General features: G+C 55.9%; 24 protein-coding genes. 7 read left to right on the top strand and 17 right to left on the bottom strand.

Annotation, left to right across the window (positions count from 1 at the left end):
* A partial coding sequence (locus Q0J85_RS13250) for a hypothetical protein (RefSeq protein WP_294482492.1) occupies window positions 1–5,405 on the bottom strand: 5,405 nt, incomplete at its 3' end.
* Window positions 5,406–5,678: 273 nt separating this feature from the next.
* On the opposite strand from Q0J85_RS13250, the gene argB reads away from it, so the two are divergent.
* Genes argB through aroC form a run of 3 tightly spaced genes read left to right on the top strand, consistent with a single transcriptional unit; the run spans window position 5,679 to window position 8,178 of the window.
* The gene (argB, locus tag Q0J85_RS13245; RefSeq protein WP_294482489.1) at window positions 5,679–6,566 is read left to right on the top strand and encodes an acetylglutamate kinase; all 888 of its coding nucleotides are present in this window, start codon (window positions 5,679–5,681) and stop codon (window positions 6,564–6,566) included.
* Window positions 6,566–7,126, top strand: a complete 561-nt coding sequence (locus tag Q0J85_RS13240; protein WP_294482486.1) for a shikimate kinase — start codon at window positions 6,566–6,568, stop codon at window positions 7,124–7,126. Before argB ends, Q0J85_RS13240 begins: the two co-directional genes overlap by 1 nt.
* Window positions 7,123–8,178, top strand: coding sequence for a chorismate synthase (gene aroC / locus Q0J85_RS13235; RefSeq protein WP_294482484.1), 1,056 nt, complete (start codon window positions 7,123–7,125; stop codon window positions 8,176–8,178). The genes Q0J85_RS13240 and aroC overlap by 4 nt, the downstream gene beginning before the upstream one ends.
* A 27-nt stretch (window positions 8,179–8,205) precedes the next feature.
* Here aroC and Q0J85_RS13230 read toward each other — a convergent pair whose 3' ends face one another.
* Window positions 8,206–8,625, bottom strand: a complete 420-nt coding sequence (locus Q0J85_RS13230) for a helix-turn-helix domain-containing protein (RefSeq protein ID WP_294482481.1) — start codon at window positions 8,623–8,625, stop codon at window positions 8,206–8,208.
* Between the two features lie 142 nt (window positions 8,626–8,767).
* Between Q0J85_RS13230 and Q0J85_RS13225 the strand changes: the two genes are divergently transcribed.
* Both Q0J85_RS13225 and Q0J85_RS13220 read left to right on the top strand, forming a co-directional pair.
* A complete protein-coding gene (locus Q0J85_RS13225; RefSeq protein ID WP_294482479.1) occupies window positions 8,768–9,241 on the top strand; it encodes an autorepressor SdpR family transcription factor in 474 nt (157 codons plus the stop codon).
* The gene (locus Q0J85_RS13220) at window positions 9,183–10,010 is read left to right on the top strand and encodes an SdpI family protein (RefSeq protein WP_294482494.1); all 828 of its coding nucleotides are present in this window, start codon (window positions 9,183–9,185) and stop codon (window positions 10,008–10,010) included. Before Q0J85_RS13225 ends, Q0J85_RS13220 begins: the two co-directional genes overlap by 59 nt.
* Here the strand turns inward: Q0J85_RS13220 and Q0J85_RS13215 are convergent.
* From Q0J85_RS13215 to Q0J85_RS13145, 15 genes are all read right to left on the bottom strand, one after another.
* Window positions 9,964–10,581 (bottom strand): GDSL-type esterase/lipase family protein, encoded by a 618-nt coding sequence (locus tag Q0J85_RS13215; protein ID WP_294482476.1) that lies wholly within the window; start codon window positions 10,579–10,581, stop codon window positions 9,964–9,966. The genes Q0J85_RS13220 and Q0J85_RS13215 overlap by 47 nt on opposite strands.
* Complete coding sequence (deoC, locus tag Q0J85_RS13210; protein WP_294482473.1) at window positions 10,581–11,297, bottom strand: deoxyribose-phosphate aldolase; 717 nt, start codon at window positions 11,295–11,297, stop codon at window positions 10,581–10,583. Before deoC ends, Q0J85_RS13215 begins: the two co-directional genes overlap by 1 nt.
* 13 nt (window positions 11,298–11,310) lie before the next feature.
* Window positions 11,311–11,802, bottom strand: a complete 492-nt coding sequence (locus Q0J85_RS13205) for a peptidylprolyl isomerase (RefSeq protein WP_294482472.1) — start codon at window positions 11,800–11,802, stop codon at window positions 11,311–11,313.
* A gap of 35 nt (window positions 11,803–11,837) precedes the next feature.
* A complete protein-coding gene (locus Q0J85_RS13200) occupies window positions 11,838–12,764 on the bottom strand; it encodes an NAD(P)-dependent oxidoreductase (RefSeq protein ID WP_294482470.1) in 927 nt (308 codons plus the stop codon).
* A 4-nt stretch (window positions 12,765–12,768) separates the two neighbouring features.
* On the bottom strand, window positions 12,769–13,704 hold the full coding sequence (locus Q0J85_RS13195) for a glycosyltransferase family 2 protein (protein ID WP_294482468.1): 936 nt from the start codon (window positions 13,702–13,704) through the stop codon (window positions 12,769–12,771).
* A gap of 1 nt (window position 13,705) precedes the next feature.
* A complete protein-coding gene (locus Q0J85_RS13190; protein ID WP_294482466.1) occupies window positions 13,706–14,899 on the bottom strand; it encodes a class I SAM-dependent methyltransferase in 1,194 nt (397 codons plus the stop codon).
* Window positions 14,900–14,927: 28 nt separating this feature from the next.
* Window positions 14,928–15,566 carry an HAD family hydrolase gene (locus tag Q0J85_RS13185; RefSeq protein WP_294482463.1) on the bottom strand — a complete coding sequence of 213 codons (639 nt, stop codon included), beginning with the start codon at window positions 15,564–15,566 and terminating at the stop codon, window positions 14,928–14,930.
* Entirely contained in the window at window positions 15,556–17,349 is a 1,794-nt protein-coding gene (locus tag Q0J85_RS13180) for a thiamine pyrophosphate-binding protein (protein ID WP_294482461.1), read from the bottom strand. Before Q0J85_RS13180 ends, Q0J85_RS13185 begins: the two co-directional genes overlap by 11 nt.
* A 24-nt stretch (window positions 17,350–17,373) precedes the next feature.
* Window positions 17,374–18,198, bottom strand: a complete 825-nt coding sequence (locus Q0J85_RS13175) for a hypothetical protein (protein ID WP_294482459.1) — start codon at window positions 18,196–18,198, stop codon at window positions 17,374–17,376.
* Between the two features lie 4 nt (window positions 18,199–18,202).
* On the bottom strand, window positions 18,203–19,528 hold the full coding sequence (gene rfbH, locus Q0J85_RS13170) for a lipopolysaccharide biosynthesis protein RfbH (RefSeq protein ID WP_294482457.1): 1,326 nt from the start codon (window positions 19,526–19,528) through the stop codon (window positions 18,203–18,205).
* Window positions 19,516–20,586 carry a CDP-glucose 4,6-dehydratase gene (gene rfbG, locus Q0J85_RS13165; RefSeq protein WP_294482455.1) on the bottom strand — a complete coding sequence of 357 codons (1,071 nt, stop codon included), beginning with the start codon at window positions 20,584–20,586 and terminating at the stop codon, window positions 19,516–19,518. Before rfbG ends, rfbH begins: the two co-directional genes overlap by 13 nt.
* 4 nt (window positions 20,587–20,590) lie before the next feature.
* Window positions 20,591–21,409, bottom strand: a complete 819-nt coding sequence (locus Q0J85_RS13160; protein WP_294482454.1) for a glucose-1-phosphate cytidylyltransferase — start codon at window positions 21,407–21,409, stop codon at window positions 20,591–20,593.
* A gap of 167 nt (window positions 21,410–21,576) precedes the next feature.
* On the bottom strand, window positions 21,577–21,765 hold the full coding sequence (locus Q0J85_RS13155; RefSeq protein ID WP_294482453.1) for a hypothetical protein: 189 nt from the start codon (window positions 21,763–21,765) through the stop codon (window positions 21,577–21,579).
* A 156-nt stretch (window positions 21,766–21,921) separates the two neighbouring features.
* Window positions 21,922–22,668 (bottom strand): class I SAM-dependent methyltransferase, encoded by a 747-nt coding sequence (locus Q0J85_RS13150; RefSeq protein WP_294482452.1) that lies wholly within the window; start codon window positions 22,666–22,668, stop codon window positions 21,922–21,924.
* Between the two features lie 12 nt (window positions 22,669–22,680).
* Window positions 22,681–24,369: a 2-isopropylmalate synthase gene (locus tag Q0J85_RS13145; RefSeq protein WP_294482451.1), complete on the bottom strand. Its 1,689-nt coding sequence runs from the start codon at window positions 24,367–24,369 to the stop codon at window positions 22,681–22,683.
* A 503-nt stretch (window positions 24,370–24,872) separates the two neighbouring features.
* Between Q0J85_RS13145 and Q0J85_RS13140 the strand changes: the two genes are divergently transcribed.
* The gene (locus Q0J85_RS13140; protein WP_294482450.1) at window positions 24,873–25,076 is read left to right on the top strand and encodes a hypothetical protein; all 204 of its coding nucleotides are present in this window, start codon (window positions 24,873–24,875) and stop codon (window positions 25,074–25,076) included.
* A 25-nt stretch (window positions 25,077–25,101) separates the two neighbouring features.
* The coding region (locus Q0J85_RS13135) for a winged helix-turn-helix domain-containing protein (RefSeq protein WP_294482449.1) at window positions 25,102–25,622 on the top strand (521 nt) is incomplete at its 3' end.

Below are 25,622 nucleotides of genomic sequence, written 5' to 3'. Positions count from 1 at the left end.
CTCGTTCCGGTTCCGGTCGCGTCGAGCGTGATCTGCTCGGCGGTGTTGAAGCTGTTGTTCGCCGAAGCCGCCGGGAACAGATCCTCGTCGGCCGTGATCGTGTAGTTCACGGTCGAGTTCTTGTTGCTCGAAACGACTTCAAGATAGTACTTGCTGCCGTATTTGGTGACATCCCACAGCATTCCGGCCAGCGTCGTAGTTCCCGGCCGGACCGAGTAGCTCTTGACTTTCTTCCCGTTGCTGTCATAGAGATTCAGCTTCACGCCGGCATTCTTTCCATTGAGATCGGCCACATTCGAGACCGTGAACGAGAGCGTCGCCGCTCCGTCGAATGTCCCGGTGAACCAGTCAACCGTATCGGTCCCGCCGACGGTCTGGCTGTCACCCGTCGCCCAGGGCAGGAACTTGGCGGTATTCTGCGTATCGCCCGCGTCGCCCGAGGTGTCAACCGTGACGGTGATTTCGTTGCTCGCCTGAGAAACATTGCCGAAAGAGTCGCTGGCATAGAGCGAGAAGATGTACTCTCCGTCCTCCTGGTTGTAGAGGATGTAGCTCGTTGCCTTGGGATCATAGATATACTCCGCCTGCGTGATGTAGCCGGAAGTGGTTTTCTTGCTGACCACGAGGATATAACCGGCGAGATTCTTGTCGCTGGCCGCATTCCAGGAGAACGCGATATCCTTGGAGCCCGCGATGGAGTTGACGGCAAATCCCGCACCGTCAACCCAGACCGGCGCAGTGCTGTCCACTTCAAACTTGCTGCCCGTCGTCCAGGCGCTGGTATGACCGACGTAATCCACCGCCCGGACTTTCCAGGTGTAGACCCCGTCTGCGAGCGTCAGCCCCTTGGAGACATCAGTCGCCGAGACCGTGATCGTGGTGCTCTGGCCGCCGGAGAGGGTGTAGACGATTTCGTAATTTTCCACACCGAAGATGTCCGAAGAGGCCGTCCAGCCCAGTGTTGCCATATTCTTGTCCACCGAAACAGTCGTCGATGTGATGCCGGTCGGATCATCGACATCGTAAATATAGTCGACCATGTTTTCCCCGATGAAGTAGAACATGTTCCCGGTGTACCAGTTGCCGGTTCCGTTGCCCATGGAATCCATGGCCTGAACGCGCCAGTAGACCTGCTTGCTGTTCGTATTGGCCATACAACCGGCGCCGTATCCGTTGGTTCCGTCGAGCCGCAGCGTGGTGTCGCTGGTCACGAACTCATAGAGACGATCTCCGGAGAATTTATTGTTGTCACAGACCTGAATCAGATATTGAACTCCGCTGGCATTGTCCGTGTAAGTGCTGTCAAACGTGAAGTCGACGTAGATGCTCGTGACGGTTTCCACAACTGTGGTGTCCGAGCTCGTGGAGTCCGGCGGAGCTCCGAAGCCGGGAGTCCGTCCCGATGACGTATCGTCCGTTACGGAATTCGTATCCACAGTGACTTCTCCGTCCGCAAGGAGATTCGAGAGTGCACCGGTCGGTGCGGCCGTATCGATCAGGAATGTGCCGCCATCGAGAGTCATGGAATTTCCCGCGTTGTCGTAGGCCGTGACTTCCCACTTGTAGGAGCCGTCCGCAAGCGCGAGCTGTCCGTTCTTGCCGACCGTGACCGCATAGGTGTAAAGCTCATTGCTCTCGTCCCAGTCGAATGTCTTGAGGATCACGCGGTTCCCGTCGAGGTCATAGTAGGCCAGCTCGAAGCGGTCCATGCCGGAGTTCGGCCGGAGCTCATTCGCGTCGGTCGCGTTCGACCAGGTGAATACCAGTGAATTGGTCTTGGTCGTCAGATTGTAGTCGTTCGTCGCGCTGAGCAGCGAGGTATCCGTGAAGACCGGTGCGACGTTGTCACAGAGCCAGGTGCCGTTGACCGTGACCGAGGCGTTCCCGGCCACGTTGTAGGCGACGAGCTGATACTCCCAGTCCTGATTCGCAAGGTTGCCCATCCATGAAAGATCGTCGCTCACGCTGATGACCTGAGTCGTCCAGGCGTCATCGCTGCCCGCGACGCGGTAGCGCACTTCGTGGCGCAGCACCTTGGAGTATCCCTCCTCGGTTACGGCCGGATCCCAGGTGATCGTGACGTAGATGTTGTTCGCTTTCGGATCCCACGACGAGGTCGAGACCACCGTTGTGGCATCGAGCACAGGCTGCTTGTTTTCCTGCGTCCAAACTCCTGTGAGCGCGGTGGACTCCTGTCCGGAGTAGTCGACCGCGGTCAACTGCCACTCGTAAGTGGCGTTCTCCAGAAGCTGGAGGCCGGAGGCCGGATTCTTCTTGAGCCACTCCGAGAGCTGGAAGTTGTAGATCTGCTGATCGTCGTCTTCCACCGGAACGTCACAGGACATCCACTCGCCGCCGCTGCCCTGAACGCGGAAGCGGATCGTGTAGCGGCTCACGCCGGAGCGGTCATCCTCCGCTTTCTCCCAGCTCAAGGTCGGGTCCATCGTGTGGGTTTCCAGCGGATCGACCGTCGCGGGATCAGCCCAGGTGACGCCGCTGTCCAGAATCGCGCTCTGGCCGTTCACGAACCACGGGGCGGTGGTGTCGTCGTCGTAGACCTTGAAGATCTCGCCGTCGACCCAGTTCTCATCTTTGATCACCCAGTTGCCGTTCGCGTCGACCTCGTCGATCGCCTGCACCTGCCAGTAGAAGTATTTCAAGTTGGTCAACCCCGTGACTACGAGTTCCGGAGCGGTCACATACTTCTCCATGTAGGCCGTGGTATCCCAGTTGACTCCCTCCGGTTTCCGTTTGTCAACCTGAACATAGCGGACGACATATCCGATGAGTCCCTCCGAATACTCCTCACCCGGCGTCCAGGTCAGGTTCGCCACGGCGGACGCGGCGGAGAAGCCGCTGAACTCAAAGTCGACGTTTTCGACCTTGCTGTAAACGTAGGTTTCTTTGGTCATCAGCACGTCGCCGCCGTCGCTCCAGACGCTGGTGCGGTCGCCGTTGCCGATGTTCTGGCGGATGCGCCATTCGACGGTCTGCCCCTCTTCGATATTCGAGAGGGTGATGCTCTCTTGGCTGCCCGAGACGTACTGAACGATGGTTTTGCCGGTCGAATTGCCGCCGACAATGCGGTATTCCACCTCAAAGCTGCCCTGCGTTCCGTCCGCTTCCCAGCTCAGGGTCACGGTCCCCTTGTCGACGTCGAATGACTCCTGAAGTCCCTTGACCTGATCCAGTTCCGTGACGTCGGTCGGCAACGAGTTGACGGTGAAGATCACTTCACCATTGACGATTGCCGACGAGAACGAAACACCGTCCTGATCGTAGGAACCGCCGTCGGCCAGAATGTCGTAGTTCTTGCCCTGGTACTTGACTGCCAGAACCTGATTCCCCCATCCCCAAAGATTGCCGGAGTAGAGCTTATAGGATCGCGAACCGTTGGAAAGGTCGACACTGTTCAGATTGACCGTGAAGTGTACGGTCGAATCAATCAGAGTGTTGCTCGTCAAAATCGCATCGTCGTTGACTGCCTGAATCCGGTTTCCTTCGTCATCAATGACAAAGGCATAATCGTTCAGAACAAATTCAACGTTGTTTGTACCTAAACTGGCGTTGACATTGCCTTCCACTCGCGCATTGCTGTCAATTACAATGGCATTTCGACCATTATAAAGCTCGATGTCGCCCACAACATGAGCACCTGCTGCAATTTCAACCCGGTCGTCAGTGTTGTAACGCACACTTGTAGTTGCGGTGATGAGCATACCGGCATAAATCGCATAGTTGCTGGATTTGACATTTCCGGAAATACGGATATTCATGTCTTTTCCGGTATTGCCGAGGATTCCCGCCGCAACGCCGGCCGTGACGTCGATATCGCCCGTGATGTCAAAACTCTCATCGTTGCCGTTGGTAAAGTACTGGTCTACCAGGATTCCAGCCGTTACTGTCGCAGAGCGGTTGCTGTTGATCGTGATGTCGCCATCGAATGCGGCGGCGTTGATCGTGTTTGCACGCAATCCGCAAATATATTCTGAAGAAGAACGCTTGCCGATCAGAGTGTCGTTGACGGAAATCGTGACGTCGCTGCGGAAATAACCGTTCGTAACGGTGATGCTGTTGCCCCGGATTCCATAGATGTTACTGTAAATTTCACAATTCTGCGACGAGGTGTAGGGGGCGTCCACCATCAGGTTGATCGCTCCATCGAAGTTCTTGTTTGCAACGAAAGCGCCGGAGGCGTTGATCCCGTAGAGATTGTAGGAGTTTCCCGTGTAACTCGAGGTTTCCCCGCCGGATCTCCCTACCGTGATATCGGAAACTTCGGCGGTCAGAACACCGGAGAATTTATCATTGAAGGTAATATTCGAACCGTTGATCGCAATCGAATAGATCGCATTGTTGATAGCGGATGCGGAAGAACCGTCGCCGCCGGTGGACTTCGCCACCAGGTTGACCCCGTTCACCACGGTCTGGATGGAACTGCCGCCCGCCGCCGGAGCGTCGAATGCTCCAAATGTGAGGTTGCTGCCCTGAATACCGATGGCACGAATCACATTACTGTTGACGTTGGCATTTTTGGCGGCGTCATCCTTAATGCCGGTAGTCTGGTTGTGGAGATCGACATTACCGACCGTCGCGACGATTTCACCGCGATAAGCTCCGGCGATATTGACCGCGCCGTCCGACCAGATGCCGTAGGAGGCGATCTGGTTGCTGTTCAGATTCGATGCATTGTAGTTGACAACGTAAAAACCGGTGTTGTCCGATTGCAGCAGCCCCGTGAAATTGTTGTCGATCGACATGCTGCCGACACGGAACGCCGCTGCATTCGAAACGTTGCTGGAAGTTGATTCGATGTAGGCGATGTCTTGAACCGTGGTATCGCGGTAATACCCCATGTACAGGGATGTTGTAGTGAAGAACTGGGCGCTCATATCGCTGAGAACGTCCAGATTCCCCGAACTGCGGACCCCGTAGGCACTGGTGTTTTGAGTTCCCGGAATGATGGAATTTTTGTATTTCGCCCAAGTGTAGTTTTCGGTATCCACAACATTGCTGGTCCAGATGATCTGGCTCTGAGGCTCAATCTTATCAACACGACCCGCGGCCCCGTTACCGGTAACTGGGGAAAAATCAAATTCTCCATCTCCGGAGAAATTGACCATGTTGATTTCGCCCTGGAGGTTGGCCCCGCTGTAATACAAATTGTATGGCTGGTCGGCAATAGACTGATTGTCTGCTGTATTACCGAGCGTTACCCGGCTGCCGCCCGACATGCTGATCGGGGTGTAATAGGGTTTCGTATCGTCGGACGTCAAATAAGGCGTGGTTGTGTAGGTATAATACCAGCTGCCGCCGATGTCGAAGCCCGCTCCATCGAGAAACACGAGATTCCCGTGAGCTCCAATATAGCCACCGCCTACGGTTGTTACGAATTCATACAGCATATTCCATCAATCCTTTTTTGATTAAGATATGTTCAAACTCACATTTAAAGGCACAAGAATACTACCACACACTGTAAATTATAGCATAGCCAAACTCATTTGCAAACAGCTTTTGCGTGAAATTGACACTTTTTTTACAAAAACGCCCGGTTTTTTCCGTTTTTACCGTAACTTCAGCTCGGAATTCGATTTGGGCCGTTGAAAAATCTTCGGTGCACGCTATATTATCAGACGTTTGTAGTGATTTACTTCTTAGCAGGAGAACGAGGAAAAATGAAAGAATTGATCGGAAAGGCGGCCGTCCTCATCGAGGCGCTGCCCTATATTCAGAAATTCCGCAACTCCATCATGGTCGTCAAATTCGGCGGGAGCGCCATGGAGGATCCCGAACTCGTCCGCAGCACCATGCGCGACGTCGTTCTGCTCGAAGCGATCGGCATCCGTCCCATCGTCGTTCACGGCGGCGGCAAGGCGATCTCCGCCGAACTCCGACGTCAGGATATCCCCGTCCGCTTCGTGAACGGATTGCGCTACACCTGCGAGAAAACCATCAAGGTCGTCGACGACGTGCTCCATAATCAGGTCAACGCCGAACTCGTCAAGCTCGGCAGGGAGTGCGGCGGCCGCATGATCGGTCTCACCGGAAAAGGGATTCTGCACGCCGTCCGCACGAAGTCGGTCGACCCCGTCACCGGGGAACAGCAGGATGTCGGGTTCGTCGGCGAAATCACCGCCGTCAATGCCGCCCCGATCATGGAGGCCCTCGAAGCCGGGCTCACGCCCATCGTAACTCCGCTCGGCACCGGCATCGACGGCCAGACCTACAACATCAACGCCGATATCGCCGCCTGCAAAATCGCCGAGGCCGTTCATGCACGCAAGCTCGTGTTTCTCTCCGACGTCCCCGGCGTGCTCGCGGATTGCGATGATCCGGATTCGGTCATTCCAACCATCCGGACCGACGAGATCGAGGGGCTCGTGCTGCGCCGGATTCTCTCCGGCGGCATGCTGCCGAAGATCAAGAGCTGTGTCGCCGCGCTGAATTCCGGCATCAACAAGGTTCACCTCATCGACGGGCGCGTGAACCATACGCTGCTGCTGGAGATCTTCACCGATCACGGTGTCGGCACCCAGATCGTCCGCCCTGACTCGGTCATGTGATGAACCGTCCGACACGGCCGGTCGTCCTTGCCGGAATCAAGCATTGCGGCAAATCCACGCTGGGCAGAATTCTCGCCCGGCGCTGGAATGTGCCGCTCGTCGACACCGACTTGGAACTGGAAGCGGAATTTGCCCGCCGCACCGGGCGTGCCGCCGGGACGCGCGAGATCTTCCGCGAACTCGGTGAAGAGGCGTTCCGCAAACTCGAGGCGGAGGTGATCCGGAGTCTGGCGGATTCGCCGGAGTTTCGGGTGATCGCTCTCGGCGGCGGAGTCGTTTCAAACCGTTTTGTGGAGCCGGAGACGCTGCGCCGTCTCGGACTCGGCGTCTGGCTCGACATCCGGCCGGAGATCGCCTATCCCCGCGTGCTGCGGCGCGGACTGCCGCCATTTCTCGCGTCGGCGGCCGATCCCGAAGCGGAATTTCTGCGCATTCACCATGAACGCGAGCCCGGATTCCGGGCGTTCGCCGAACTCCGCTTCCCGATCGAAACGGAACGGCCCGCACCGCAGGTCGCGGCAGAACTTGCCGAACAGATAGAGAAAGGAATCGATTTATGAGCGGTAACACATTTGGACGGCTCTTCCGGGTGACGACTTTCGGCGAGTCGCACGGGCCGGGACTCGGCTGCATCATCGACGGCGTACCCGCCGGAATCCGGCTCGATCCGGCGTTGATTCAGCGCGATCTCGACCGTCGCCGCCCCGGCCAGTCGAAAGTCAGCACCATGCGCAAAGAGGCCGACGAAGTGGAGATTCTCTCCGGCGTCATGAATGGCGTCACCACCGGCACCGCACTCGCGATGCTGATCCGCAACACCGATCAGCGCAGTCAGGATTACGGCAACCTTGCGACCTGTTTCCGGCCCGGCCATGCGGATTTCGGGTATTTCAAGAAGTACGGCATCCGCGACTACCGCGGCGGCGGCCGTTCCTCCGGGCGCGAAACCGCCACGCGCGTCGCCGCGGGGGGCGTGGCGAAACAGCTGCTCGCCCATGCGGGGATTCACATTCAGGCTTACACGATCCGGCTCGGAGGGGTCTCTGCGAAGAAGATCGACCTTGCCGCGGTCGAGTCGACGATCGTGCGGTCCGCCGATCCCGAGGTCGCAGACGCGATGATCGCGGCGATTCGCGCCGCTCAGAAAGAGATGGACAGCGTCGGCGGCATCATCGAGTGCCGTGTCGACGGCGTTCCCGTCGGCCTCGGGGAACCGGTTTTCGACAAACTTGACGCGACGATTGCTCATGCGGTGCTTTCGATCGGCGGGATCAAGGGAATCGAATTCGGCGCGGGATTTGCGGCCGCCGATCTGCGCGGCAGTCAGAACAACGATCCGATCACGCCGGAGGGATTTGTCTCGAACAACGCGGGCGGCATCCTCGGCGGAATTTCGACCGGGGAACCGATTCTCTTCCGTGCCGCGATGAAGCCCACGAGCTCGATTGCGAAAGAGCAGCATACGATCAACGAAGCGGGCGAGGCGGTCACGATCAGTGTTCACGGCCGCCACGATCCCTGCCTTGTTCCGCGCGCGGTTCCCGTGGTCGAGGCGATGACCGCGCTCGCGCTTGCCGACGCGCTCCTGCAGAACCGCTGCGCGCGGCTCTGACGGGAGGAGAGGGGAGGGGAACGGAATTCAGCGTTCCTCTTTCTCTCTGCTGGTGATGGTTTTGTGAATTGCGGCACGTTCTTTCTTATCCATCGCCATCAGTTTTTCGAGCAGTTGAGCCGCTTCGCCGGCAGGTTGATTTTCGCCGTTCTCCCAGGCGTTGACTTCCTCTTTGCTCACGCCGAAGAGCTCGGCGAACTGCTGTTTGGTGAGTTTCAGTTTCCGGCGGAGTTTGACAATTTCGCTTCCGCCGTTCTTTTGCTCTTTTTTCGCCTTTTTTTTCTTTTCCGGGGTGGGGGCCGCGGGCGTACTGATCTGCTGTTTCAGCAGTTCGAGTTCCTGTTGCAATGCGGCGACCGTCTCAAGCAGCGGCTGAACGGCGGAAGCGACCTCTTTGCGGATCTGTCGGGAAAGTTTCTCACTGTTTTTCTCTTTATTCTCCGGCATTTTCGACTCCTTTTGTCAGCGATATTTCGAGAAGAATGCCACCTGCGGCGGCTGTTGTTTCAGATTACATCCGTTTCCCGGCAAATGCAATATTCTTAACAAAATTCTAACAAAACGCTAACTTCTTGATGTCTGCAATGTTTTGATTTTTATCGAAATACGGTTTGCATTTTGTTGTATGTCACTTATTTTATATTTAGATAAAAATCAAAATGAGGGGTATTTCATGGGGTTTCAGGAGACGTTCCGGGCGCTGGGAGATGTGACGCGGCGGCGGATACTCGACCTCTTGAAAGACGGACGTCACTCTGCTGGGGAGATTGTGGCTGTGTTTAAGCTCTCGAATGCGACAATTTCTCATCATCTGGCCGTTTTGAAAGAAGCCGGATTGGTTTCCGAAGAGCGGCAGGGGAAGTTCATCTATTATGAATTGCGTGCAAGTGTACTTGAAGAAGTGATGAGTTGGTTGTTGACGCTGCAGAAAGAGAGGGCGTATGAAACGTTGCGCATGGGTAGTCATCGTCTTGACGCTGTTTCCGATCCTGCTCGTTCCGGCGGTGCAGACGCTTCTGCCGGAACGGATTCCGACGCGCTGGGGTGCGGGCGGGCAAATTGAGGCATGGAGTTCGCCGTTCGGAGTCTGGCTGTCGTTTCAGGCGATGATTTTCGTGGTGGGGCTTCTCTATCCGGCGGCGCGATGGATTCTGCGCGGAAGGCAGGATACCGCCGAGACCGCAGGATGGATTCTTGCGGTGGTGCAGGGGCTGTTGCTGCTGATGATGCTTTCCCTGCTTGGCTGCGCGTGGTACGGAACGGTGCACGCCGGCCCGGTGGCACCGGGTTTGTTGATTGCGACGATCGCGATTTTGAACGGCATCTTTCTCTGGGGGCTCTGGCTCTTCATGCCACTGCTCTTTCCGGGACAGCCGGGCAATGCGGCTGTGACGCGGCGGATCCTGCTCGCAACCGGCGTGTTTCTGCTGGTGACATTCGGCGCCATCGCAAAAAACGTGTGGATCGGAGGGGAGGCCGGAGATGTTCTGAGGATCAGTTATTCCGGCATGGGGTGGCTGTTTCTTGTCATCGGTAACGTTCTGCCGAAACTCAAGAGCAATATGTGGGCGGGATTCCGCCTAAAGTGGACATTGAACGATCCCGACATCTGGTACCGGACTCACCGGCTGGCAGGAAAACTCTGGGTCGTTGGCGGATTGTTGCTCGCGTTCGCCCCGTTTCTCCTGCCGCTTCGGGTATTGCGGCTGTTTTTCTGGCTCGATCTTGCAGTGCTTTCGCTGCTGCCTGTGATTTATGCGTGGCGACTGGCCCGGGAACAACTGTTTACAGCAGTTCCGCCAGACGGGCCGGATAGGTCGTCTCGCGTCTGAGGCCGAGACCGTAAGTCAGGCTGTCGCCGAAACAGACGATCCGCCCAGTCGGCAGCGCGTAGTTCCGGATCGCGGCGGCGGCGCATTGCGCAACCGCCTCCGCCCCGGCTTCGGTCAGGTGAAGCCCGTCCCGGACGCCGCTGTTCGCGGGATTCCGCAGATACGACTCCCGCTCTTCCCCGATCGGGCGGCTTTTCACGACCGCTTCGAAGTCGGCGAGCGGCAGCCCGAGGGCGTGCAGAAATGCATTGACCGGCGCGAGCCGCTCCGCCGGACTCTCCGGATAAGCCGCCACTCCCGGAAACTGTTCGACCAGATAGGGAACAAACTGCGGCGGCAGAGTCCCGATCAGCACTTCGGCTCCAATGGCTTCAATCCGTTCGAGCAATTCGCGGTAATTCTCCTCGAATTCCGGCAGTTCGAGCGTATGACCCGGATAGAGCCGGTCGTTGACTCCCGCCCAGAGAATGACCAGCTCCGGCGCGCGCATGGCGACGTCACGCTGGAATCGTGCGAGAAGTTCCCGCGTCGTGTTTCCCGGAACTCCGGCATTGAAGACGCGGACGGTCATCACTCCTCCAGACGGCGAAGTGCTTCCCGCAGAATCGGTTCCGTGCCGGACGTCGCGATGCGTGCAGCTCCGAGTTTCCGGGCGGCGAGCAGGGCGTCGAGCGTGTCGATCGTGCCGGCCGCCTCGACCTTGATTTCCGGCCGGGCGAGGCGGCGCATCAACGCGAGGTGCGGAACGGTCGCTCCCGTGCACACATACTCCCCGGACTCCTGCTTCTCAAAACCGAATCCGGTGGAAGTTTTGATGTACGCGGGGGAGATTTCGTTGCAGACGCCGCAGAGCTGTTCGATCATCGCGTCGCAGAGGAACCCGGTTTCAAACGTCACTTTGAGCTGTGCGCCGCGCGCGGAGACGCAGGCGTTCACCCCGGCGATCTCATCGCGGACGAACCCCCATTCTCCGGAGCGCACTCTGCCGATGTTGACCACCATGTCGATCTCCTCCGCGCCGCTGTCGACGGCCCGTTTCGCCTCGTTGATCTTGAGTGCGGTGGAGACTGAGCCGTGAGGAAATCCGACGACGGTTCCGGTTTTGATGCCGGTTCCGTCGAGCAGTTTTGCGGCGGTTTCGACGAAACAGGGTTTGATGCAGACGCTCGCGCAGTTGCATTCGACGGCGAACGCCATGCCACGGATCAGCTCTTTGTCATCGAGCATCGGATGCAGCAGCATGTGATCGATCATCCGCGCGAGTTCTTCAAAACTCCATTCGGGCATGGCGTGTTCTCCGTCAATCCCGGATGACGTCGAGGATCACGACGTTCTCGGTCGGCACGTCGCGGTGCATGCCGCGCGAACCGGTCGGAACCGCAGCGATCGCGTCGACCACATCCATTCCCTCGACGACTTCGCCGAAGACGCAGTAGCCGAAATGCTGCGGGGTCGGGGCTTTGAAGTCGAGGAAGTCGTTGTCGACGAGGTTGATGAAGAACTGCGACGTCGCGGAGTCAACGACGTTCGTACGCGCCATGGCGATGGTGCCGCGGCGGTTCGAGAGCTGGTTGTCGGCCTCGTTGGTGATGGGGTCATTGGTCGGTTTCTGGACGAAGTCGGTGGAGAATCCGCCGCCTTGAACCATGAATCCGGGGATGACGCGATGGAAGATGGTTCCCTTGTAGAACCCGGAATCGATGTAATCGAGAAAATTCTTCGTAGTGATCGGCGCCTCTTCCTCGAAGAGTTTGATTTTGATATCGCCCTTGCTGGTTTTGAGAGTAATCATGATACAGGCTCCTTGTGTTTCTGCTATAAGATAGTTCACTTCCGGTGAAAATCAAATGTCCGCCGCAACGCTGTTTCGAGATCGATCTGCGGAATCAGTCCGAACTCCCGTTTCGCCCGGGTGAGATCCGGGACATAACGTGGTGGAGGTCCGTCTCCGGAAATTCCGAGAATCGTAACCGGTAATGCAGGTGTCCGGAGTTTCGCGCAGAGGGTTGCGAGTTCCGCGATCGATACGGCGCGGTCGCCTCCAACATTGCAGATACTTCCGGGAACTCCGGTTTCGAGCAGTTTCCACAGAAAGCGGACAAGGTCATCCGAATGCAGATAACTGCGCAGCGGTCGTCCGTCGCCGCGGATGATGATTGGCCGATTCTCGAGCGCGTCTCGGAGGAAATTTCCGGCGGCGAAGTGGATATCGAGCGGCAGATAGGGGCCGATGAATGCGAAGCAGCGGGCGATGACGGTCGGAATGCCGGATTCAAGGCAGAGTTGTTCCGCGGCAAGTTTCCCTTTTCCATAGGCGGTAACCGGCCGGCACGGATGGGTTTCCGCAAGTCGTTCGTATTCCGGCTCCTGTGGGCCGTAGACGGCCCCGGAACTTGTGAACAGCATACGTTTGACACCGCTTTTTCGGCAGAAATCGATCACATGGCGTGTCCCATCCACGATGATGGAATACATCTCTTCCGGATTTTCCTGTTCGAGAGTGGCACTTGCCGGAGTGGCGGCGTGGATGACCTCGTCGAACGGCTCTGCGGGGAACGTGAAATTCCGGACATCGCCCTTGAGAAAACGGACATGCGGCAGTGTGGAGAATTCCGGGAATTTCAGAAGAAACCGCTCCGGATTCCGGGAAAGAATTGTCAGTTCGCACTCCGGACGCGGTTGATCCCGCCACGCCGCGAGCAGACTTTTTCCGAAGAATCCGGTCCCCCCGGTGATAAAGATCTGTCGAGTCATAGATTTATTTGTCGAAGTTGATTTTTTCTTCCTCAATGGCGAGCGGTTTATTTTTGACCTGGGTCCAGATTGCCCCGATGTATTCTCCGAGAATCCCGATAAAGATCAGTTGGACCGCAGAGAAGAAAAACAAGCCGATCACCAGCGGAGCCAAGCCCAGTTGGAACGTATCCCAGTACAGCAACTTGTAAACCAGGTAACCGAATGCGGCAAGCAGACTCAGAAATGCCAGCACAAAACCACAGAAAACAGCCAGCCGTAACGGCAGTTTCGTATGATTGACGAACCCGGTCATCGCGAGGTCATAAAGGGTAAAGAAATTATTCTTGCTGCGACCGAATCGGCGTTTTTCCTGAATAAAGGGAACTTCGACTCTTGAAAACCCAATTTCCGCTACCAAGCCCCGGAAGTAAGGATAAGGTTCATGAAAGCGTTTGATCGCCTCGACGAATTGTTTGTCATAGAGGCCAAATCCCGTAAAATTATGAAGTTGCGGCGTGTCAGAAACTTTTCCGATCAGCCAGTAATAGAACCGTCTGACCATGAACATGAGGGGCGATTCTTTGCTCTCCGGTTTAACGGCGCAAACCACTTTTGTTCCCTTCTCCCACTCCTCCAGAAAACGTTCAATCATTTCCGGTGGTTCCTGCAAATCAGAACACATAATGATTACGGCATCACCGTCTGCCTGGAGAAAGGCATTGTATGGTGAGCGGATATGCCCGAAGTTATTGGAATTGAGAATCACTTTGAGTCGTTTATCTTTCGCCGCCATCTTTCTCAATAAATCCCGGCTGCCATCAGTGGAATAATTGTCAGCAATAATCAGTTCAAATCCATACTCAGGATGTTTGGCAAAAACAGCCTTGATTCTTTCCCAAAGCTGTTCAAGATTTTCAACCTCATTGAAACAGCTTGAAACAACTGTTACTTTTTTCATTTCAGTTCTCCTGCTCTTCCCTCGGTCGACAGGCAGATAGAATTTTTCCACGCCACTGCAAATCTTTCAACTGTTTACAGATTTGTTGTTCATATAGAACCGAGGAAATCATTATAATTTCTTTTTCTGAATTTTGGGCCATTAACATTTCAGGGGAGATAATGGGACAACCATTTACACTTCGTCCAACTTTTCTTCTATTGATCTCTACAATTCCTGCGGGCAAAGCAGACAATTTATTCTGCAGAAACCATTTTGCATACGCCCCACATCCCCAGAGAAAAAAACGTTGTTGATTTTCTGGTGCTTCCGGTAGCGTCTGGGCTTTCTTTTGCGACCATTCGATGTATTGCCGGAGATACGTGGCTGTATCACTTTGTGGGAAAGAAAGTGATTTTGGGGGTTCTTTTTTTCGTACCAGCAGCCGACAGATGGGATTTTCCATCCCTTCCACCGGAAAACAAGTTGTGGCTTCTTCTGCCAAAACTTCAAATCCTGCCTGAAACCAGACATTTTTCATTGATTTCAAATCAAAATGATTGATATGTTCCATGTCGAAATAATAATAAGGAGCATGCGGGAATGAGGCATATCGCGAAGCATCTGGTACCTCAATTGCTATTAAACCATTGGGAGCAACAACTCCACTGATTTTCCTGACAGCAGTGCGAAGGTCAAAAATATGCTCCAGCACGTTTGAGAGAATTACAAGGTCGAATTGTCTATCAGAGTTTAGAGATTTAATGTCTGAACAAATTGCTTCCAATTGGAATTGATGTCGTATTATTTCTACGCATCCGGCAGATGGCTCTATACCGGTTATCTGTCTGAAACCATTTTCATGGAGAAAGCGGAGCCAGCCTCCTTTACCGCACCCAATGTCGGCAATCGTCATTTGGGGAGAGACAAATGGCGAAAGAAAATTCAGGAGCGATTGATACCGAATACGATCAATAATCGATAATTCTCCGGCACCGCCTACTCCCAAGGATACATATTTGGCACAATTGCGATAATAGTTTTCAAAAAGTTCATCGCGGGCATCAACATTATTGTAAATGCATCCACATTTGTTGCATGCAACAATTTGATGGTGAGCAGGAAGAATACAATTTGTTTCTGCGGCAAAATTCATCATCAGCAGAAATTCAGCTTTTCGACCATCACAGACAGGGCAGGCTCTGACCAGTTTCATGCAACATTCTCCATGTTGTTTTGATGTCTTAAAATTGCTGTGTTTTCAGATTATGCAAAAGCAAAGATGGTATAAGGTTTTTTAATTCCGCTGGATCGCCGTAACCCCAGAGAACGCCGACGGTTTGCATTCCGGCGGCTTTCCCTGCCTGTATGTCTCCGGGAGTGTCTCCAATCATTGCACAAGAAGACGGCGTAAGTCCATGACGCTGCAATGCCGACTTCAGTAATTCCGCTTTCGTTTGATTCCCTCCAGTGGAAGACTCTGGGGTCAATACTTCTTCAAAGTAATCCAGCAGACCGTTTTCCCTTAAAATTTTCAGCGATGGCGCCCGTGATTTATTGGTCGCAACAAAAAGACGCACTCCACGTTTACGGAGTTCTTCCAACAGTTCCGGGATTCCCGGGTAGGGACGCGTTTTCGGAAAACCGCAGTCCAGATACATCGCCCGGAATTCAGAGATCAGTTCCGCAATCCACTCCTGTGCCCTGTCCGGATATATTCCCCGGATTGTCGGCTCCAGTGGCGGTCCGATTCGGAAGCCTGCCTCAAAACATTCCCATGGCAAACCACGCGTCTCCAGTGTCTGCCGCCAGCAAGCCACAATGTCCGGAGCTGTGTCACACAGCGTCCCGTCCAGATCAAAGAAACAGCCGTCAAGGTTCATAGACATTTTCTTTCATCTCTTCTTCCGGCAAAAACGGAAACATATCCTCCAGGGACGGAGAGACAATCGAACCATCCGGCAGCCGCCGCGATGAGAGTTTCGGCGTAAATTGATATCCCGGCGTCAGAATCACATCACAGAATACCGCCTCCGGCTCCGACAGAACTCGGTTTATCTTATCCGCAATGTTTTTGCCGGAATCAATCCTGTGATAGTTCCAGCCGAATGCCGCAGCAATTTTTTCCCATTCGGGAAAGGTGACTCCGGAAAGATTGTCGCAGCCGGTATGTCTCCCCGCGAAAAACGAATCCTGTGTCTGCCGGATTGAGCAGTATTCATTGTTATTGAACAGAAACAGCTTGACCGGAAAACCGTAATGGCGAATTGTCTGCAATTCCTGCAGGTTCATCATCAGGCTGCCATCCCCTTCCAGGCAGATCACCGGCCGCTCGCCATGAACCGCAGCCGCCGCACCCAGCGCGGCAGGCAAACCGAAACCCATCGCCGCACAGCCGGAATTCGCGAACATCCGCTGCCCGACTTTTACGATCCCAGTCTGAAAAAGAGCAAGACTAGGAGTGGCATTGGTACAGCTGACAACCGCATGTTCCGGCAAACAAGCAGTCAGGTATTTCATGAAAGCATAAGGATTCACCCCTGCCATTGGTGCATCATATTCCGAGGGGAGGGCACCGTAGCGTTTCTTCCGGGCTTGATTCCAGTTGAGCCACTTGCTCCAGTTCGGAAGGGCTGTTTGTGATGAACGCAGCAGCAGTTTTCCCAGAAAATCCCTGGCGTCACCATGAATAGCGAGCGTCGGCTGAACCGTTTTTTTGTGAAGTTCCGCTTCGTCGATGTCAACCACAATCAAATTTTTCGCTCGACGAGCGAAATTTTCATAATTGTAGCTGATCTGCCGGATATTGTTGCGGGTCCCGAGACAGAGCACCCAGTCGGCATTTTGCAACGCGAAATTACCCGCGCGTGTTCCGATGGTTCCAACGCGGCCGATTGAATACGGAGAATCGGAGGGAAGCAGGTCAAAACCATTGAAAGTTCCCAGTACCGGAATTCTCCAGCGTTCTACCAGCTCACGGAACATGTTTTCAGCTCCGCTGAGGCGAATTCCCTGCCCAGCAAGAATCACCGGGGCCGAGGCATTCCGCAGAGAAGAGACAACTTCTTCGATGGAAAAATCCGCAATTTCCGGAGTGGATTCAGGAGATCCGTCATAAGGGCATAATGTTTCCGGATCAATTTCCGCGGATTGCACATTGATCGGAATGTCAAGCCAGACTGGCCCCTTTCGACCGGATAGAGCAATTTGTATCGCCTTTTCCAGTTCATACCGGATCGTGGAGGGATCTGTTACCATCTTTGCGTATTTTGTAATTGGACGCACGATGTCAACAATATTGATCTCCTGATCCCCCAGCTGTCGTAAGGGAAGTTCCGGGCATGACGCGATTGTGGTAGGGAATTTTACCTGTCCCGAAAGATAAAGAACCGGTTGAGAATCCAGCCATTCCCCGATTACGCCAGTTAAAGTGTTCGTGCCTCCCGGACCGGTTGTCACACTGACCACAGCGAGAGAACCGGTGACACGGGCATACCCTTCCGCAGCGATTGCCGCACCCTGCTCATGATGCGTACAGATCGGCCGAATCCGTTTTTCACATCCCAAAGCATCATTGAGGAACATCGCTCCTCCGCCGGAAACCATGAAGACATCCCGGATTCCGATATCGGCAAGATGGCGAAAAATATAATCTGCTGTACGCATTCCTGTTCGCTTTCCGTGTCCGGCTCAGAGAACCGCCGCACTGTGTTCGTTATATTTGATCAATTGCTGGATCAGCATGGTTTTCAGCCGGGTCAGTTCATAACCCGGATTGTAATTGAAGTGTTTCAGCAGATATTCCGTGGCTATATTGCCATCGTACCATTTCCCGCCGAGGCCAAGCAGTGTGGAATCCGTATAGCGGCACTTGTGTGCCCAGGCAACGTCGAGGAGTTCTTCGGCCGTACCGTTTTTATTATGCAGATGCATGCCGACTTCAACTCCCTCTGCTCGACAGAGTTCAAGAGCGTCCGCCACATATTTTGCCGTGAAAATGCTTTCCGTATCCGCAAAATAGATTACTTTGACGCCTAGTTTTTTGGCAAGTCGGGCAAACGCCACATTTTCCTCGCAGGTATTGTGGCCGGAACTGGTGAAATTGATAAAAATCTCATAGCCGAGATTATGCAACTCGTCCACATGGCGGGAAAGTACGTCCGGATCGGTCTGCTTGGAACGGGTCAGAATTCGGATCGCATCAATCACCCCGTCGGAGCGCGGTCCGACCGGAGCCAGCGGACGTTGAATATCACGCATCGCCGACAGTTTCAGAATATTCTTTGTCGGAGCAAATACCTCATTCAACTCCTCTGTCCGCAATCCACAATAACGAGTTAAACCACGTCCCGGATCCGCTTCCGGGTTGTGAAAAAATCCCAGTTCAAGATAGTCGTAACCAGCAGCTTCCACAAAGCGGTAATAATCACGAAGAAAGGCCGGATCAAAAAACCATCCCGTCTGATATCCCACCTCCCGGATTGTGCAGTCAAACAGTGTGATGCCATCAATCATGATCTTACTCCTTTAATTTAAAAGCATGTATCATGTCGATCATATAGTCGAGTTTTTCGCGGGTCATGCCGGGGTAGACCCCGATCCAGAATGCGTCGTTCATGAGCTTGTCCGTGTTCGTAAGCGCCCCCGATATCCGGTAGTCAACTCCCTCTTTCAATGTCTCGAAACATGGATGGCGCGTCAGATTTCCCGCAAACAGATTCCGGGTCTGGATTCCGTGCCTTTCCAGGTGCGCAACCAGTTCGTTGCGCGTGAAATGCGCTTCCCCGGTCAGCGTCATCAGAAAGCCGAACCACGACGGTTCCGATTCCGGTTCCGCTTTGAACAGCGACAATTCCGGCAGATCTTTCAGCTGCTCGTACAGATAGTCGAAGTTTTCCCGCCGCCGCCGCGTGAACTCATCGAGCCGCGCAAGCTGCGCACAGCCCACCGCCGCCTGCAGATCCGTCGCCTTTAAATTGTAACCGAAGTGACTGTACACATATTTGTGATCGTACCCCTCCGGCAACGTCCCGAATTTCCCCGTGAACCGGTGACCGCACCGGTTGTCTTCGCCCGAAGCGCAGCTGCAGTCCCGTCCCCAGTCCCGCAGCGACAGCGCGATCTTCGCAAGCAGCGGATCATCCGTGTAAATAGCTCCCCCTTCGCCCGTGGTCATGTGGTGCGGCGGATAGAAACTCGATGTGCCGATGTCTCCCCACGTCCCCGTGAGCCGCCCCGCATATTTCGACCCGAGCGCATCGCAGTTGTCCTCAATGAGCCACAGATCGTGCCGTTTGCAGAACTCTTTGACCGCATCGATTCTGAACGGATTCCCGAGCGTGTGCGCAAGCATCACCGCCCGCGTCCGCTCCGAAAGCGCCGGCTCCAGCTGCGTGACATCCACGTTCGCCGTCGCCAAATCCACATCCACAAATACCGGAATCGCCCCGAACTGCACGATCGGCGCCACCGTCGTCGGAAAACCCGCCGCCACCGTGATGACCTCGTCCCCGCGCCGAATCCGCCTCTCCCCGAGCAGCGGCGAGGTCAGCGTCATGAACGCCAGCAGATTCGCCGAAGATCCCGAGTTGACGAAAAGCGCCCTCTTCAAACCGAGAAACTTCGCCAGCCCCGTTTCAAATTCGCGCGTATACCGTCCCGACGTCAGCCAGAATTCGAGCGCCGCATCGACCAGATTCGTCATCTCTTCCGAACTGTAGACGCGCCCTGCATAATTCACCCGGCTTCTGCCCGGCTCGAATGTGGAGCTCTCCTGCGTTTGTTTCGCTTCGCAATAGTTTTTCGTCAGCGCGAGAATCTCTTCGCGCAATTTCATCGCATCCATACGACTCCCCTTTCCGCTGCGGCGGCGAGGTATCCGTCGAGATCCGCCGCCGTGTCGACCGCTCCGGTCTCATAAAAATCCCGATACCACTCCGCTGTCCGGCGGATCGCTTCCCCGGCACTCCATACGCCGTGCCAGTGAAGTTCACGCTCCGCTTTCGCGCAGTTGAGCTGAAGCAGTTTCGTTTCGTGCGGCGCATCCGGCTGCGGCGCAAACCGGAACTCCACCCGCGGCCAGAAGCGTTTCATCTGCGCGGCGACTTCCCCGACCGTCAGCGCGTCGTTTTCGGCCGGGCCGAAGTTCCAGCCCGTCGCCGCCTGCGTCTCTCCCTCAAAGAGCCGCTGCCCGAGCAGCAGGTAGCCGCCGAGCGGTTCGAGCACATGCTGCCACGGCCGCACCGCGTCGGGGCTGCGCAGCGGTTCGCATTCCCCGCGGGCAGCGGCGCGCACCAGATCCGGAATCAGCCGGTCCGCCGCCCAGTCGCCTCCGCCGATCACATTGCCCGCCCGCGCGGTCGCGAGCAGCGTCCCCCCGCGGGCGAAGAAGCTGTCGCGGTAACTCGCCGCCAGGAGCTCCTGACACGCCTTGGAGGCGCTGTACGGATCGTATCCGCCGAGCGGATCCTCTTCGCGGTGTTCTCTGGGAGATTCGTCGTTCCGGTAACATTTATCGCTTGTGACGATCACGATCGCCCGGGCTCCGCCGGTCGAACGGAGCGCCTCGAGCAGATTCACCATTCCGCCCACGTTCACGGCGAACGTCAGCGCCGGTTCCGCATACGACTTCCGGACCAGCGGTTGCGCTGCGAGGTGAAAGACGATCTCCGGGCGGAAATCGCGCACGATTCCGGCGACATGTTCCGCGTCCCGCAGATCGCACCACTCTGAACGCAGTTCCGGTTTGAGCAGATTGTAATGGGAAACTTCCGTCTCCGGCGGCAGAGCGATTCCGCACACCTCCGCGCCGAGGCGGCGCAGCCACATCGCAAGCCAGCTCCCCTTGAACCCGGAGTGGCCCGTGACGAGCACCCGTTTCCCGTTGTAAACATCGCCGAACACCCGCTCACCTCTGCCAGTGTTTCGTCCAGGGGGCGTTGCCCGAATTCCAGAGATCGTTCAGGAGCTTGTGTTCGCGCGGGGTGTCCATGCACTGCCAGAATCCGTTGTGGCGCAGTGCGGCAAGCTGGCGGTCTTTCAGAATCTCCTGCATCGGCTGCGCTTCAAAATAGCTGTCCGGACGATCCGCAAGATAGCGCGGAACAAGTTCGCGATTCGCCACCATGAATCCCCCGTTGATATAGCGGCTGCTGGAAAGCGGCTTTTCGGCGAATCCCTCGACCAGCGCCCCCTTGAATTTCATCTCTCCGAAACGGCCGTCGGGATGGACGGCCGAGATGGTGAGCAGCTTCCCGTTTTTCCGGTGAAATGCGAGCAGTTCATCGATGTCGATGTCCGAAACTCCATCGCCGTAGGTGAGGAAAAACTCCCGGTCCTCCGGCTTCAGATAACGCGAAGCCCGCAGAATCCGCCCCCCCGTCATGGTCTCGATTCCGGTGTCGGCGAGCGTCACCTCCCAGTCCGCCTCGAACGTTTCACCGTGGTAGGTGATGCCGTGATCTTTGCCGAGGCGCACCGTGATGTCGGTCGAACGGGCATGGAAGTTCAGAAAATAGTCGATGAACTCCTCGCGCTTGTAGCCGAGGCAGAGGATGAAACGCTTGACTCCGAACGCGGCGTATCCGCGCATAATATGCCAGATGATCGGCTGCTCCCCGATCGGAACCATCGGTTTCGGCAGCAGCTCGGTCACTTCCCGCAGTCGAGTCCCCTGTCCGCCGCAGAGTATCATCGCCGGCGGCATCGGTTGTCGCGATTCATTCATGCCGTATCCTTTCCTTTGCGGGGTAATGTATCATCTCCCGGAACAAAAGTCAACCGGAGAGACCCCTCCCGCAGAGAATTTCACCTCCGCAAAGCCCTTTCAGCAAAAAGACTCCCCCGTTCCACGGCGGAAGGGAGAGTCTTCGAGTTCTCAGCAGAGGGAGAAACTTATTTCTTCAGCTGGGCCTTGGCCTTTTCCCAGACATCCTTGCCGACGAAAGCGGTCAGGCTGCGACCATCCGCCGTCTTGCCCTTGAACGCATAGCGCTTGCGGCCGGCATCGCCGAACGTCACGCAGTCGAGAACGTCAGCGGAGACCTTGGCTTTGGCCTTGACATCGTAAAATTCATGCTTCATCGTTCAACTCCCTCCTGTTTGGTTATGGTGAGCCGTGGTAACTGTATCTAATTATACTTAACGTTGCCCATAAAATCAAGCTCAAAAAGGGGAAAACCCCCAAAAAAAACGATTTTTTCTCTTTTTTATCCGCCTTTTCAGCCCAAAACGTATGATTCAACGTTTGAATGCCACCGCCCGCAGCCGCCGGTAATCCACAATAAATTCACTCCCGTTCCAGAGCAGCGGACGGCAGGCAGTCTCGACTTCCGCAAGAATCTGCTCCTGGATCGTCGCGCTGAACGGATCAAGATCGCTTTTGAGAAAGCGGCGCACCCATTGCCGGAGTCCGTCCGCTCCGCCCGGCAGCGGCGTCTGCCGGTCGAATTCGAGCACCCGTTCCGGCTCAAACCGCGCCGCTTTCAGCCGGTCGAAAAACTCGTCCGGCGTCGGGCAGTAGAACCGCTCGCGGTATTCGCGGCCGTGCCGCGCGCTCGCCGCCGCAAACGCCTGGCGCATCGTGGCGATATTGCTCGCCGCACCGAATTCGCACACGAGTTTGCCGCCCGGCTTCAGCGCCCGGCGGATCTCCGCAAGCAGATGGTCCACGTCCGGAATCCAGTGAAACACCGAATTGGAAAACACCGTGTCGAACTCCTCGTCGTAGGGCAGCTCAAGCGCGTCGATCTCCGCGAACATGAGTTCCGGATGGCTGTAACGCGCCTTGACGATCATCTCCGCCGAATTGTCGATCCCGAGTACGTCGGCCCCGTTCGCCGCGAGCACCGCCGTGAGGTCGCCCGTCCCGCAGCCGAGGTCGAGAATCTTCTGCCCCGGCGAGGTGTCCACGTGCACCATGAGTGTTTTCCCGTATTCGGAAATGACGTTGGTTTCGCCCGGTTGTGTCTGACCTTTCCTCTCCATCTTTCCTCCCCGTCACTCTTCCAGAGTATGATTGATCGCATTGACGATCGCGCGGATCGCCGCGAGATTGATGTTCCTGTCGATTCCGGTGCCGTAGATCATCCGCCCGGAATCGTCGCGAATCCCGACGTAGGCGGCCGCCTGCGCCGTCGCTCCCCGCCCGAGTGCGTGTTCACTGTACTCCTCGAGCTGAAACTCCGGAATCGCCCCGCACTTGTGCAGTGCCGCCGTCGCCGCTTCGATCGGTCCGCCGCCGACTCCGGAAACCGCGTAGAGCACGCCGCGCGATTTGAGTTCGAGCTCCACGCCGGTCTTGTCCGGCTCTCCCGGAACGGGCCGCTGAATCCGGAATCCCTCGAGCCGGATTGCCGCCTCCGCCGGTTCGAGAATCTTCTCGCGGAAGATCCGGTAAACCTCCGCCGGCGTGAGTTCGCGCCCGGTCGTTTCCGCCTCGCGCTGGACGGCGAATGCGACCATCGGCTGCATCTCTTTCGGCAGCCGGATTCCATAGACGTACTCGAGCACGTAGGCCACGCCCCCTTTGCCGGACTGGCTGTTGATCCGGATCAATCCGTCGTAACTGCGCCCGAGGTCAGCCGGATCGATGTGCAGATAAGGCATCTTCCACCCCTGGCCGAAGAATTCGGCGATCTCCTCCCGGCGCGCCATTCCCTTGCGGATCGCGTCCTGGTGAGTGCCGGAAAACGCGGTGAACACGAGCTCCCCCGTGTATGGCGCCCGCGGGCTCAACCGGATTCCGGATGCCTCCTCGATGAACCGGACCATCTCCGGGAGACGGGAGAAATCCAGCCCCGGCTCGATTCCGCGTGACTTCAAGTTCAAGGCGAACGTGACCAGATCCATGTTGCCGGTGCGCTCCCCGTGACCGCAGAGAGTCCCCTCGACCCGTTCCGCCCCCGCGAGCACGGCCATTTCTGCGGCGGCGACGGCGCACCCCTGGTCGTTGTGGGTGTGGACGCTGATCGTCGTATGATCCGCGCCGGAGTAGCGACGGAGGAACGCTTCGATCATGTCGGCGTACTCGTAAGGGGCGCGGCGCTCGACCGTCGCGGGGAGATTCAGGACGAAATCGCGTTTGTCGCGCGGGCGCCAGGCGTCGCGGACCGCTTCCGCGAGTTCCGCAACGAAGCCGATGCTGCTGTCGGAGAACTCCTCCGGTGAAAATTCGTAGCGAACCTGATCGCGCATTCCGGTCGCCTCGACCTGTTCGGCGATCATGCGGGTGCCTTCGACGGCGGTGCGCATGAGTTCCTCCGGGGTTTTCCCGAGCACGAATCTGCCGTGCAGTTCGCTTGTGGCGATGTAGCAGTGGACGGTCGCGGCGCGGGCGCCCGCGATCGCCTCGATCGTGCGTTCGATCAGATCCTGCCGGGCGGCGGTGAGCACATTGATCCGGACGCCATCCGGGATCTGCCCGTCTCCGATCAATCTGCGGACGAACTCGAACTCCTCGGTCGAGGCGGCCGGATAGGCGACCTCGATTTCGCGGAATCCCATCTCGCAGAGCATGCGGAAGTAGCGGAGTTTGGTTTCGACGTTCATCGGGCGCGCGAACGCCTGATTGCCGTCGCGCAGATCGACCGGCACCCAGATCGGTGCGGCGGTGATGCGCCGGGTTGGCCAGACGCGGTTTTCGATTTCGATCGGCTCGGAGGCCTTGTATTTCGGATAGGAACTCATACTTGCTTTCTCCAGTTCATTCATGCGTTTTGCGGTTTGAAAATTGCGCTTCGACGCGGCCGGAGAACGGGAAGACGGACGCAAAACGGCGCTCGAAGCTGAAAAATGAGAACTCCGCCGATCCGGTCCGATCCGGGAAGGTGTCGCAGTGCGTCTTCACTCGGCCTGATCGGCGCAGGTAAGTCGCAGCAGCAGGGAGGAAAGCACAGGCGCAAAAGAACGCGGGGCGGCGCATACCGCACCGTTCCGGACGTCTGTTCTGTTCTTTTTCGGATTCATTTCCATCGTGCTTACCTGTGTCATTACTATGAACTATTATATCACCATTTCGTCTGGAATCAAGCTTTTCTTCCAAAAAAAACGGGATTTCGCTTCGATCAGCGGCGCCACGGAGGGGCTGCCGACCGTTTCACAGGCGACCGCCGCCGGGCTGTGCCATCCGAACTGCACGCATTCCTTCGTCGCGGTCGGGGAGTTCGCTCAGCAGGAGGATTTCAATACACATGGATACACTCGGTTCGATTACCGACGGGAATTATGGAGGAGGACACAGCAAAAAGTATTATAAGGGAATTGGGAAAAATAATATTGAGGCGTTTGCACAGGCCTATGCGGCGTATTGCCGGAACGATAAGCAATTCCGGCTTGAATTTCCGAACATGACCGCTTATATAGATTTGGCAATTAACATTACTTGCATTTTCTGATTTTTGGTGTATAATATTTACCATTATGAGTAATTACACCGCCCATCAAATAAATTCCGTCGCACTTGCCGAAAGGCGAGAGCAAGCCGTTCGCCTTTATCAAAGCGGAAAATGTAAAAGTTATACAGAAATAGGAGAGATTGTCGGAGCTCACCCCATTACCGTGGGGAAGTGGATAAGGAGTTGGAAAAAATCAGGACTTCGACAGCTGAAAAACGTAAACAAGGGAGGTCGTCCTGTCGGAAGTTGCCGTCATTTGTCGCCGCATGAGGAAGCGCAGATAAAGAAAGATTTGATCGATCATTGTCCGGATCAGCTGAAACTTCCGTTTGCGCTCTGGACTCGTCAGGCAGTAAAATTGCACATCCAATCATTGTTTGGAATCGACATGCCGATCCGTACGGTTGGCGAATATTTGAAACGCTGGGGGTTCACTCCTCAAAAACCGATAAAACGAGCGTATCAGCGGAACGACGTTGCTGTTCAGAACTGGTTGGAAAATAAATTTCCGGACATCAAGAAACAAGCCAAAACGGAAGACGCAGA

Origin of the sequence: uncultured Victivallis sp., from assembly GCA_944389935.1 — a bacterium.
GTDB lineage: Bacteria > Verrucomicrobiota > Lentisphaeria > Victivallales > Victivallaceae > Victivallis.
The sequence above is the reverse complement of the archived record's forward strand: the minus strand, read 5'-3'. Positions and strand labels throughout refer to the sequence as shown.

Bases quoted from the DNA above. Each gene is read 5' to 3' on its own strand.
- Q0J85_RS13160 (WP_294482454.1), bottom strand. From the start codon at position 21,409: ATGAATGAATCGCGACAACCGATGCCGCCGGCGATGATACTCTGCGGC.
- Q0J85_RS13205 (WP_294482472.1), bottom strand. From the start codon at position 11,802: ATGATTACTCTCAAAACCAGCAAGGGCGATATCAAAATCAAACTCTTC.
- Q0J85_RS13215 (WP_294482476.1), bottom strand. From the start codon at position 10,581: ATGACCGTCCGCGTCTTCAATGCCGGAGTTCCGGGAAACACGACGCGG.
- Q0J85_RS13240 (WP_294482486.1), top strand. From the start codon at position 6,566: ATGAACCGTCCGACACGGCCGGTCGTCCTTGCCGGAATCAAGCATTGC.
- Q0J85_RS13180 (WP_294482461.1), bottom strand. From the start codon at position 17,349: ATGCGTACAGCAGATTATATTTTTCGCCATCTTGCCGATATCGGAATC.
- aroC (WP_294482484.1), top strand. From the start codon at position 7,123: ATGAGCGGTAACACATTTGGACGGCTCTTCCGGGTGACGACTTTCGGC.
- Q0J85_RS13190 (WP_294482466.1), bottom strand. From the start codon at position 14,899: ATGAAACTGGTCAGAGCCTGCCCTGTCTGTGATGGTCGAAAAGCTGAA.
- Q0J85_RS13155 (WP_294482453.1), bottom strand. From the start codon at position 21,765: ATGAAGCATGAATTTTACGATGTCAAGGCCAAAGCCAAGGTCTCCGCT.
- argB (WP_294482489.1), top strand. From the start codon at position 5,679: ATGAAAGAATTGATCGGAAAGGCGGCCGTCCTCATCGAGGCGCTGCCC.
- deoC (WP_294482473.1), bottom strand. From the start codon at position 11,297: ATGCCCGAATGGAGTTTTGAAGAACTCGCGCGGATGATCGATCACATG.
- Q0J85_RS13195 (WP_294482468.1), bottom strand. From the start codon at position 13,704: ATGAAAAAAGTAACAGTTGTTTCAAGCTGTTTCAATGAGGTTGAAAAT.
- Q0J85_RS13230 (WP_294482481.1), bottom strand. From the start codon at position 8,625: ATGCCGGAGAATAAAGAGAAAAACAGTGAGAAACTTTCCCGACAGATC.
- Q0J85_RS13175 (WP_294482459.1), bottom strand. From the start codon at position 18,198: ATGATTGATGGCATCACACTGTTTGACTGCACAATCCGGGAGGTGGGA.
- Q0J85_RS13185 (WP_294482463.1), bottom strand. From the start codon at position 15,566: ATGAACCTTGACGGCTGTTTCTTTGATCTGGACGGGACGCTGTGTGAC.
- rfbH (WP_294482457.1), bottom strand. From the start codon at position 19,528: ATGGATGCGATGAAATTGCGCGAAGAGATTCTCGCGCTGACGAAAAAC.
- Q0J85_RS13140 (WP_294482450.1), top strand. From the start codon at position 24,873: ATGGATACACTCGGTTCGATTACCGACGGGAATTATGGAGGAGGACAC.
- Q0J85_RS13150 (WP_294482452.1), bottom strand. From the start codon at position 22,668: ATGGAGAGGAAAGGTCAGACACAACCGGGCGAAACCAACGTCATTTCC.
- Q0J85_RS13200 (WP_294482470.1), bottom strand. From the start codon at position 12,764: ATGACTCGACAGATCTTTATCACCGGGGGGACCGGATTCTTCGGAAAA.
- Q0J85_RS13145 (WP_294482451.1), bottom strand. From the start codon at position 24,369: ATGAGTTCCTATCCGAAATACAAGGCCTCCGAGCCGATCGAAATCGAA.